Source organism: Shewanella sp. 1180_01 (assembly GCF_052850535.1).
The window spans coordinates 22,397-33,282 of sequence record NZ_VXCT01000057.1 but is presented as its reverse complement, the minus strand read 5'-3'; the positions used below and the strand labels follow the sequence as shown (position 1 = coordinate 33,282).

The window sequence follows — 10,886 nt, the reverse complement described above, 5'->3', positions numbered from 1 at the left end:
TAAGCATTTATTGCCTAAAGTTAATTCATACTCCTGTAAACGCAGCTACGGCTATGGCTAAAGTCATTGGACTCGGTGGAATTTTCTTTAAAAGTGCAGATCCCGTTACCTTGGCAACTTGGTATAAAACCCATCTTCAGGTCCCCATTGAAAACTGGGGCGGCGCCGCGTTTTATCACACAGATAAAGCGACACTCGGCTACCATGTTTGGACGCCCTTCGCCCATAGCACTGACTATTTTGCGCCTTCAGATAAGAGCTTTATGTTCAATTTTATCGTTGATGATCTGGCCCAAGCGCTCACGCAGGTCGAACAAGGTGGCGGTCAGCTCGTAGGTGGCATTGAAGATTCAGAGTTTGGCCGCTTTGGCTGGTTTATCGATCCCGACGGCAATAAAGTCGAATTATGGCAGCCAAGTGTTATTCCTCCGGAAAAATAGCCCGTCTCAATAAAGCGACATCAAGCTGATATCGCCAACTTGTCTCCCTCAAATATTAAGCGGCATCTATCCCGAATAAACCCAGTGCATGACTTAGGTTTATTGGGTATCGTAGGCTGAGTTTATCTAATCAAGAGATTCTTTTTATGGAAAAAAACAACATCCTTCCTGCCCTGCTGCTGGGCGGTTTCCTTTGTGCTGGGCTTGTGTATGTTGGCCAGACAGCGAGTACAGCGTTATTGCAGATGAAAGCCATGGAACGCACAGTGACAGTCAAGGGCTTAGCGGAAAAAGAAGTCAAAGCCAACGTGGCAATTTGGCCAATCAATTTCACTGAGGTCGATAATAATCTGCCTAAACTCTACGAGACGGTTCAGCAAAAAACCGACCGCGTCGTGGCGTTTTTAAAGGAACAAGGCTTTAGCGATAGCGAAATTACGATTTCATTACCTTCAATTGAAGATCGCCAAGCACAAGGTTATGTCGACCCCAACGTCAGATACCGTTACTCGGCAAAGGTGAACCTATCGGTTTATACCCCGCAGATTGATTTAATGCTCAATACTCGTAAGCAGATGATTAGCTTAGTGAAGGAAGGCATAGCGATCGCCAGCCAAGAGTATGACAATCGCACCGAATTCCTGTTTACCGATCTCAATTCAGTCAAACCTATGATGGTACAAGAAGCCACTCAAAATGCTCGTGAAGTAGCGGAAAAATTTGCTAAGGATTCAGATTCTCGCCTCGGAAAAATTAAAACCGCTAGCCAAGGCCAGTTTACTATTTCGGATCGCGATAACAGCACGCCTTACATTAAACAAATTCGCATTGTGTCCACACTCACCTACTATTTAAATGACTAAATCTTAGGCTTAGTCAGAACTCACTGAAACGATGGGAATAAGGCACTTATGGGCCTTATTCCTAAATTAGGGAAATACACTATATTAAATTTTTCTAATAAATATTGATTGCCTATTGAAAACAACTCCATTAGAATTTACTCATGAATTACATCTGGGATGATATTAATTATGACGTCAATTTCTCGCGTTCTTTTCTTACTGCTGGCGCTTGCCAGTACTCAAGTTCAGGCTGCCTCAGTCGAAACCATCGAAGTCTTAACTAAACCCTACGCCAATTGGGTCACCTTAGATGCCACCATAGAAGCAGTAAAAGCGGCGACTGTGTCAGCGCAGACCTCTGGTCGTATCGTCAAACTCAACTACGATGTTAACGATGTTGTCCCCGAAGGAGCCGCCCTACTAGAGATAACCAGTAAAGAGCAAGGCGCTGAACTCGCAAGCTTTGAGGCTGATTTAGCTAAAGCCAGAGCCTTGAATGTTGAAGCACAGGCGCAATACAAACGTTATAAAGAGTTATTCCCCCAAGGCGCGATTTCTAAGGGCGCGATGGATGAAGCCACCGCCAATGCTAAGGCCACAGAGCAAGCCGTAACCGCCGCGCAAGCCCGCGTCATCAAAGCCAGCGAATCCTTAAAATACACTGTGGTATCAGCGCCTTTTAGTGGTGTAGTCACAGAGCGTTTTGTCGAACTGGGCGAAACCGTGAGCCCAGGACAAGCACTACTTTCAGGGTTTTCCGCGAGTCAAATGCGCGCCATTACCCAAGTGCCGCAGCGTTATATCAATCAGTTGAAAAACGCCCCCGAATTCCTCGTCCGTTTAAGTGATGGCCGCGAGTTAATCTCAAAGGATCTCACTATTTTTAGTTTTGCCGATCCCGTCAGCCACAGCTATCAAGTACGCATTAATCTGCCTGAAAATGAAGCGAATCTTCAACCCGGCACGTGGGCAAAAGCTTCCTTTAAAAATGGCGAGCGAGAAAAAATCCAACTGCCCACCTCTGCGCTACTCACAATGAACGAACTGAGCAGCGTTTACCTTAAAAAGGGCGAAGAATTTGTACTCACCCAAGTCCGTGTTGCTAGTCCCTTAGATGGCGAGGTCGAAGTGCTGGCGGGCCTGAAGTCGGGCGACAAGGTTGCCGTTGATGCCTACCAAGTGTTGCTCAACAAAAAGCAATAAATTCCCTAGCGACTTAAGCTTTGTCGAGGTTGTTTTATGAAACATGCTCCAGTACCACAGACCACACTTGGGATTTCCGGTCGAATTGCCGCCGCCTTCCAAAATAGCGCCATCACGCCGCTATTAGCGCTTCTCGGACTCTTGCTTGGCTTATTCGCTATTTTGGTGACGCCAAAGGAAGAAGAGCCGCAAATTGATGTCACCTTTGCCGACGTGTTTATTCCTTTTCCCGGCGCGACACCTACGGAAGTTGAAAACTTAGTCACCTTGCCAGCGGAACAAGTGATCTCCGAAATCAAAGGCATAGATACTCTGTACTCGTTCTCCCAACCCGATGGCGCGCTGATTATCGTCATCTTTAAGGTAGGCGTCGCGCGCAATGATGCCATCGTCAGCCTATACAACCAGATTTATTCCAACATGGATAAATTGCCAAGAGGCGCAGGGGTGGGTGATCCGCTAATTAAACCCCGCGGCATCGATGATGTGCCGATTGTCAGTTTGACCTTGTGGTCAAAGGACAGACAAGTCTCTGCCGAGCAACTGACCCATGTCGCCCTTGGGTTAGAAACCGAAATTAAGCGCATTCCCGGTACCCGCGAAATCTATACCGTTGGCCAGCACGACATGGTGGCCAACATACGTATCGATCCCGCCAAGATGAACAGCTTTAATCTGACCTACGACAAATTAAGACAAAGCCTGAATGACAATAATATGGTCTCTATGCCCGCATCCTTAGTGCAAGGTAATCAAGAGATTAAAGTTCAGGCGGGGCAATTTTTACAATCCATAGACGATCTCAAGCAACTAGTTGTCAGTGTCTATCAAGATAAACAAGGCAAGCATATTCCGATTTATTTGGCGGATATTGCCGAAATCAGCTTGAAGAGTGACATCCCTAAACAGAGCGTTTGGCACGCAGATAAAACCGATATTTATCCCGCCGTCACCATCGCGATTGGTAAACAAGCGGGCCAAAATGCCGTCGATATCGCCGACAGTGTCATTGAGCGGATTGCTAAGGTCGACAATGTGTTGATCCCCGCGAATGTCGAAGTCACAGTGTCACGTAACTATGGCGAAACCGCGGCAGATAAAGCTAATACTCTTATTTTAAAACTGATTTTTGCCACCAGCGCCGTTGTTATATTGGTTTTTTTAACCATGGGCGCACGCGAATCCTTAGTCGTGGGTGTGGCCATTATTATCACACTGGCGATCACCCTTTTCGCCTCTTGGGCGTGGGGATTTACCCTAAATCGCGTGTCCTTGTTCGCCTTGATTTTCTCCATCGGCATCTTGGTCGACGATGCCATAGTCGTGGTCGAAAACATCCACCGGCACATGGCGCTCGGCAAAAAGTCCTTTAGTGAGCTTATCCCTGTGGCGGTCGATGAAGTCGGTGGTCCGACGATTCTGGCGACGTTCACTGTTATCGCGGCACTGCTACCGATGGCCTTTGTGTCAGGCTTAATGGGGCCTTACATGAGCCCTATTCCCATCAACGCCAGTATGGGCATGTTGATTTCTCTGGTGGTTGCCTTTGTCGTCACCCCTTGGCTTAGTCGTAAACTGCTGAAACACAATGACAAGCACGATAGCCCCCAAGCCTCACACGAGGATGAAGCCGAAACTAAGATGGTGCGTCTTTTCACCCACTTAATTGGTCCTTTCCTGCTGGGGAAAAATGCCCGTAAGGCAAGAATGGGACTGGCTGCCGGCGTATTTGTGTTAATCGGCATCGCGATCGCGCTCCCCGTGGGTCAGCTTGTAGTGCTAAAAATGCTGCCCTTCGATAACAAGTCCGAGTTTCAAGTGATGGTAGACATGCCAGAAGGCACTCCCGTAGAGCAAACACAGAGAGTGCTACAGGATTTGAGTCGCTATCTAACGACTGTCCCTGAAGTCGAGCATCTGCAGTTATATGCGGGTACTAACGCGCCAATGAACTTTAACGGCTTAGTGCGCCACTACTTCCTGCGCCACAGCCAAGAACTTGGCGACATTCAAGTGAACCTAGTCGATAAAAAACACCGCAAACGCGACAGCCACACCATAGCGGTATCGGTGCGAGACGAATTGCAGCAAATTGGCGAGCAATATCAAGCCAATATCAAAGTGGTTGAAGTGCCACCTGGACCGCCAGTATGGTCGCCGCTGGTTGCCGAAGTGTATGGCCCAAGCCCCGCAATCCGCGAGCAAGCCGCTTACGAGATGCAGGCGCTGTTCCATGAAACCAAAGATGTGGTCGATATCGATATTTTCTTGCCCGCTGCCCAGCAAAAATGGCAGGTGATGATCGACCGCAGTAAAGCCAGCCTGATGGCCGTGCCCTATAGCAATATTGTCGACTTGATTGCCACCTCCGTTGGCGGCAAAGACGTGAGTTATTTACATCAAGCCCAGCAAAAACAACCGATACCGATCCGCCTGCAATTAAACGAAGGTGCGAAAGTCGATTTAGAGCAAGTGCTGAATATGAAGTTACTGAGCCAAACGGGGCAATCCGTGCCTGTGTCTGAGCTAGTTACCATCAAACGCGGCAAAATCGATGCACCGATTATCCATAAGAATATGATCCCTATGATCATGGTTGTCGCCGATATGTCAGGGCCACTGGACAGCCCACTCTACGGCATGTTCGACATGGCGGGCAAAATTGATGGCGCCGATGGCTTAGGGTTTGATCAGCATTATATTCACCAACCCACAGGGCTAGACTCGGTCGCCGTGTTGTGGGATGGCGAGTGGAAAATCACCTACGAAACCTTTAGAGACATGGGCATCGCCTATGCGGTCGGCATGATCGCCATTTATCTCTTGGTAGTGGCGCAGTTTAGATCGTATCTCGTGCCGCTCATCATCATGGCGCCAATCCCATTAACTGTGATTGGTGTAATGCCAGGCCATGCCCTGCTCGGAGCGCAATTCACCGCGACGTCCATGATAGGCATGATAGCGCTGGCTGGGATTATTGTGCGTAACTCCATATTATTGGTCGATTTTATCAATCAAGAAACTGCATCCGGCGTGCCCTTTGAGCGGGCAGTAATCCACTCGGGTGCCGTGCGAGCCAAACCCATTATGCTCACCGCATTAGCGGCCATGATAGGGGCGCTGTTTATCCTTGATGATCCGATTTTCAATGGCTTAGCGATCAGTCTGATCTTTGGTATTTTTATCTCGACCATACTGACCTTAGTTGTCATCCCAGTGCTGTACTACACAGCAATGAAAAACCGCATGAATACTGTTCAGATACAAACACAAAACTAACCACAACAAAGGCCATCACCAAGATAGCCTCAAGGAGTAAGGTATGTCATTAGAACGCAGCATTATGGCTTTTGCCGGATTTATGGTGTTACTGTCACTGGTGTTAACCGCCTATGTGCACCACAACTTTCTGTGGCTAACCGCATTTGTTGGCGCTAACCTGTTTCAAAGTGCTTTTACTGGTTTTTGCCCTGCCGCCATGGTTTTACGCAAATTGGGTGTAAAATCAGAGGCTGAAATTGCCAAGCAAAGCTAAGCCACACAAAGTCACTACTTAATAGTTAAGACTTAAGATTTAGGTGAGCAAGTACCCGCTTGGCTAAAACAAGCTTGCCCAAAAAATCGTCAAGGAGAGATAAAGTGACCCACAACCTAGTAACCCGTGGCCAAAGCCTGATGCGCTTAGCCCTGTTAAGCCTGCAGTCGCTGGTACTCATGCCACTATTGCTAATGCCCATGATGGCCAGCGCCGCCGACCAAGACCCTGTCATCGCATGGGATAAAATTGCCGCAGGCGCTATGGTGCTCGATGTCAGAACGCCCGAAGAATTTGCCGAAGGTCATCTAGCCAATGCGGTAAATATTCCCTTTGAGCAAGTGGCAGACGAGTTTGCTAAGCGCGGCATCGCCAAAGATGCCCCTGTTGTCTTGTATTGCCGCAGTGGCCGCCGTAGCAGTATCGCAACCGAAGCCTTAGTCGCTGCTGGATACACTCAAACCTATAATGGTGGCGGTTATTCCACCTTAGTTGAGGCACAAAAAACGCCCGCTAAGTAATTCACAGCCATCGAATAGGCTCTAGTGCGCTAGTGCGGGAAAGCAAGTGTAAATCACTTAAGCACTGTCACCTCGCTCTAGTCATTAAGCTTTAACCCCTAAAAGCGCCCTAAGGCGCTTTTTTATTGTCTAAGTGAATAAGCTTACTTTACGCAATAGCCTATCAATCAACATTGCTTTATATAAAAAGCTTTTTATCCACCCCAACATTAGACTTCTAAAATGGCGGGCGAATGGCGAGATATTGAAGTGTCTTATTAGCGTAAATCGATTCAGGTAAAAAGTAGTAATCGTTTTCGCTGCTACACAAGTAACATCAATGAGCCGATGTATGGCAAAAAATTAACTATCTAACATGTTCAAAACGTAGATGACCTTCATTAACGCCAGTCTCACTAAAACCATTGGAAATCAAAACCCTTTTTGATGCTTCATTTTCCGCTGAAGTATGAGCAATAATGTTCTTTGTTTTTTCAAAAGAGTAAGCATGGGAAACGAGTGTATTAACAATTTCAGTAGCATAGCCACGACGCTGCCACTCAGGTAGCACTGAATAACCAATTTCAACCATCCCATGACTATCTGGAGGTCCAAAATAACCACCAGAGCCAACTAGCGTTCTTTCTCCTGAAACAGGATTAATATCAATTGCATACCAGCCATACCAACCTTTTGCTGCTTCACCGCCATTTTCATAGCAAGCAAGGAAAAACGCCATTGCATCACAATCGTATTCGCCACAAGGCCAAGCATTTGAAACAATTGCATTTAATTTTTCAGCAAGTAACTGTGGTGTTTCAAGCTCTATATGAAGATGATCAGTTGAAGAAGATATCAATACGATCCGCTTAGATGTTATATTTTTTATAATTTTTATTGACTCCAATTTAGGATTTATAGTACACAGCCTTAAATTCGTGCACTCACTCGCTTAAACCATGCCACAAGAAAACAACTTAACCTCATGAATTAATTTAACTTACCACCCATCCAATAGACACGCTATTAGGCAAAATGCTTATATGTTAAATTTTGTAAAAATGCGAAAAATCAAACTTATATATGCAGATTATTAGAAGTAAAGCGCCACACTAATGGGCGTGATAAAAATTTAAATGAATATATTTTTTAGACTGTTCTAACGATGAAAAATAAATCAGATTATTTAAAATTTTTAATTGAAAGTTATCGACATAATTAGCCTCACAAACATAATTGAAGCATGTACGAGTTTGCAGTGGTAGCTCATATCCTGTACCGCTATTTTGGATAATGTTCACTCAGCATTTACCGTTAACAGCCAGATCGCATGCTTTCACTTCTCGTTTTGCCGCTCACATTCCCCTTCAAAAAACACCTCAACAAATTAACGTGAATGGCTTAGCCGTCGTCAATGAATTGGCAACCGCCACTCCCTTGACAGGATTTTGCAACAATTTCGCATAATCAATCACTTGAGAAAATCTTATTATTATCCTTAAACTTTAAAGTTCAATTTAGTTATTTATAATCACTAAAAAATATATGCATAAATTTCAATGCCATGAAAACAAACAAATCAATATAAAGTACTCATATTGACCGTAAATTCGCATTTGCTTATTCATTTTTACCACATAAAAAAACAAAAACTTGAATATAATTTGGTTACAACTCGTTACACCTTGAATTTATATTCACATTAACTGCTTATAAAATCTAGCTTTTTACAAGCAGTCGTACCATTAACAATTGGTTTACAAATACTTTAGTCGCAGATAGATTCACTAACCGAGTAGCATCTGAGTCGTAGTTATTCTTATGAAACATAAAATAATAATGATTAACACTAAATTGACCATGGAAGAAGAACATGACAATCAACAGAACCACTAAAATAGCGTTAAGCCTTTCAAGCTTAGCTATTGCGATCTCAGCCGGTGTACAAGCAGCACCACAAGCCCCAGGTTTTGCCGCAGCATTACAAGCACAAACCTCTCCACTGCCAAAGCGTTACATTGTGAAATTTAAAAACGCCGATGCAGCGGCCATTATGTCGGCCAGCAATGTGCAATCAATGGGTGATCAGCAATCAAGTGACGCGACAACTGATGCGCTGCCAAGCACGATGAATTATCAGCCACAAATGGCGGAAATCAGTGCCCAGCACACTGCATTGAATAAAGTGCAAGCGAAGGAAATGAAGCGTATCGGCCGCAGTAACAGTTACTCGGTCAAACTCGATGCAAACGGCATCAATGCGTTAAAAAAACGCGCCGATGTGGAATATGTTGAAGAGGATATGCCGCGTCACTTACTGAGTGAAAGCACGCCTTGGGGTCAAACCTTTGTGGGGGCTACTCAGTTAAGCGATAGCCAAGCGGGCAACCGCACGATTTGTATTATCGATTCTGGCTACGATCGTAGTCACAGCGATTTAAGTGGCAATAATGTCACGGGCACCAATAACTCAGGCACAGGCAACTGGTTCGAGCCAGGTAACAACAACGCCCACGGTACTCACGTTGCGGGCACGATTGCGGCAATTGCTAACAACGACGGCGTGATCGGCGTAATGCCAAATCAAAATGCCAATATTCATGTCGTAAAAGTGTTTAACGAATCTGGCTGGGGTTACTCTTCATCCTTAGTGGCCGCGGTAGATACTTGTGTTGCAAACGGCGCTAACGTTGTCACTATGAGTTTAGGTGGTGCGGGTTCGAGCACCACTGAGCGTAACGCTCTGGCTGCCCATTATAATAATGGTGTTCTCCTGATTGCCGCTGCAGGTAACGATGGCAATAGTGCTCACAGCTATCCAGCATCCTACGATGGCGTGATGTCAGTCGCCTCAGTGGATAATCATAAAGACCACTCTGCATTTTCCCAATACACCAACCAAGTTGAAATATCTGGCCCAGGTGAAGCGATTCTGTCGACGGTTACCCGTGGCGAAGGCCGTTTAGCCGATATTACTATCGGTGGTCAGTCTTACTTTGATTCAGGTGTGGTGCCTCATAATCGCCTCATTTCATCGGGCGGCAACTATGTGGCAGCACCATACAATGGTACAGCGACAGCTACGCTTGCCGAATGTAGCGTCAGCGGAACTAGCTTCAACTGCGGCAACATGACCAATAAAATCTGTTTAGTGGAACGTGTTGGCAATCAAGGCACAAGTTACCCTGAAATCAATGCGGCTAAAGCCTGTAAAAATGCCGGTGCAAGTGCGGCGATTGTTTACAGTAACTCTGCATTACCGGGCTTACAAAACCCCTTCCTTGTCGATGCTAACAGTGAAATCAATATGGTTTCCGTATCTGTGGATCGCGCAACAGGTTTAGCACTGCGTAATCAATTGGGCGCGACAGTAACCGTCAGCAACCAAGGCAATAAAGATTACGAGTACTACAACGGTACTTCGATGGCGACGCCACATGTGTCAGGTGTTGCAACCTTAGTCTGGAGCTATCACCCTGAGTGTAGCGCGGCGCAAATTCGTAACGCATTGAAAATGACCGCAGAAGATCTTGGTACTGCGGGTCGTGACAACTACTATGGTTACGGTTTAGTCAATGCTGTTGCTGCGAAAACCTTCTTAGATGCCTCTTGTTCTGGTCCAACGGGTCCTGTTGATCCAACACCAACCGATGGCGTGTTAGTTAACGGTGTGGCTAAAACGGGCTTAGGCGGCGCAGCGAGTGAAGAACTGCACTTCTCCTTTGACGTACCACAAGGCGCAACTAACTTAGGCTTTGTAATGAACGGTGGTACAGGTGATGCGGACTTGTATGTGCAATATGGTGCAGCGCCAACTACAGCTAACTATGATTGCCGTCCGTATAAAAGTGGCAATAGCGAGTCTTGCCCAATCACCAATATCCAATCAGGCACTTACTACGCCATGCTGAAAGGCTACTCTGCCTTCACTGGTGTGTCATTAACAGCAAGCTACACAGCATCTAGCGGCGGTACTCCACCGACTGCGCCTGCAAGCTATAGCAACACTGATAACTACAACATCCCTGATAACAAAGCTGCAGGGATCACTAGCCCAATCACAGTCACTCGCACAGGCGATTCAGGCACTGTGAATGCGGTCGTGAACATAGTCCACCCTTATATTGGTGACTTGAAAGTACAGCTGATCAGCCCTTCTGGTAAAACAGTTACATTGCATAGCAACACAGGTTCAGGTGCTGCCAATATCAACAAGAGCTATACCGCTGATATGACGGGTGCGAATTCGAACGGCGTATGGAAGTTAAAAGCCGTAGACAGTGGCCGTGGTGATGTGGGTTATATCGATAGCTGGGAGCTGAGCTTCCAGTAAGTCGAAATCGATACTCATTACTGAAAAATG

Annotated in this window: 8 protein-coding genes; 7 read left to right on the top strand and 1 reads right to left on the bottom strand. The window is 46.1% G+C overall.

The genetic code is table 11. From position 1 onward, the window contains the following. Positions 1–53: 53 nt before the first annotated feature. The 6 genes from FW758_RS20670 to FW758_RS20645 all read left to right on the top strand — a co-directional run bounded on the left by FW758_RS20670 (position 54) and on the right by FW758_RS20645 (position 6,544). Positions 54–440, top strand: a complete 387-nt coding sequence (locus tag FW758_RS20670; protein ID WP_011847198.1) for a VOC family protein — start codon at positions 54–56, stop codon at positions 438–440. 146 nt (positions 441–586) lie between these two features. After that, positions 587–1,303, top strand: a complete 717-nt coding sequence (locus FW758_RS20665) for an SIMPL domain-containing protein (protein ID WP_115334291.1) — start codon at positions 587–589, stop codon at positions 1,301–1,303. A gap of 171 nt (positions 1,304–1,474) precedes the next feature. Then, positions 1,475–2,488, top strand: a complete 1,014-nt coding sequence (locus FW758_RS20660) for an efflux RND transporter periplasmic adaptor subunit (protein ID WP_446446378.1) — start codon at positions 1,475–1,477, stop codon at positions 2,486–2,488. A gap of 36 nt (positions 2,489–2,524) precedes the next feature. Further along, entirely contained in the window at positions 2,525–5,767 is a 3,243-nt protein-coding gene (locus FW758_RS20655) for an efflux RND transporter permease subunit (RefSeq protein WP_446446377.1), read from the top strand. Between the two features lie 43 nt (positions 5,768–5,810). Further along, on the top strand, positions 5,811–6,023 hold the full coding sequence (locus tag FW758_RS20650) for a YgaP family membrane protein (protein ID WP_006082265.1): 213 nt from the start codon (positions 5,811–5,813) through the stop codon (positions 6,021–6,023). Between the two features lie 104 nt (positions 6,024–6,127). Then, positions 6,128–6,544, top strand: a complete 417-nt coding sequence (locus tag FW758_RS20645; RefSeq protein WP_446446376.1) for a rhodanese-like domain-containing protein — start codon at positions 6,128–6,130, stop codon at positions 6,542–6,544. A 346-nt stretch (positions 6,545–6,890) separates the two neighbouring features. Here the strand turns inward: FW758_RS20645 and FW758_RS20640 are convergent, their stop codons facing one another. Continuing rightward, complete coding sequence (locus FW758_RS20640) at positions 6,891–7,382, bottom strand: GNAT family N-acetyltransferase (protein ID WP_259574768.1); 492 nt, start codon at positions 7,380–7,382, stop codon at positions 6,891–6,893. Between the two features lie 1,014 nt (positions 7,383–8,396). Between FW758_RS20640 and FW758_RS20635 the strand changes: the two genes are divergently transcribed. Further along, on the top strand, positions 8,397–10,856 hold the full coding sequence (locus FW758_RS20635) for a S8 family serine peptidase (protein WP_446446375.1): 2,460 nt from the start codon (positions 8,397–8,399) through the stop codon (positions 10,854–10,856). Positions 10,857–10,886 lie beyond the last annotated feature (30 nt).

Excerpts from the sequence above, each read along its gene's own strand:
- FW758_RS20670 (WP_011847198.1), top strand. The coding sequence starts at position 54 with ATGGCTAAAGTCATTGGACTCGGTGGAATTTTCTTTAAAAGTGCAGAT.
- FW758_RS20665 (WP_115334291.1), top strand. The coding sequence starts at position 587 with ATGGAAAAAAACAACATCCTTCCTGCCCTGCTGCTGGGCGGTTTCCTT.
- FW758_RS20660 (WP_446446378.1), top strand. The coding sequence starts at position 1,475 with ATGACGTCAATTTCTCGCGTTCTTTTCTTACTGCTGGCGCTTGCCAGT.
- FW758_RS20655 (WP_446446377.1), top strand. The coding sequence starts at position 2,525 with ATGAAACATGCTCCAGTACCACAGACCACACTTGGGATTTCCGGTCGA.
- FW758_RS20650 (WP_006082265.1), top strand. The coding sequence starts at position 5,811 with ATGTCATTAGAACGCAGCATTATGGCTTTTGCCGGATTTATGGTGTTA.
- FW758_RS20635 (WP_446446375.1), top strand. The coding sequence starts at position 8,397 with ATGACAATCAACAGAACCACTAAAATAGCGTTAAGCCTTTCAAGCTTA.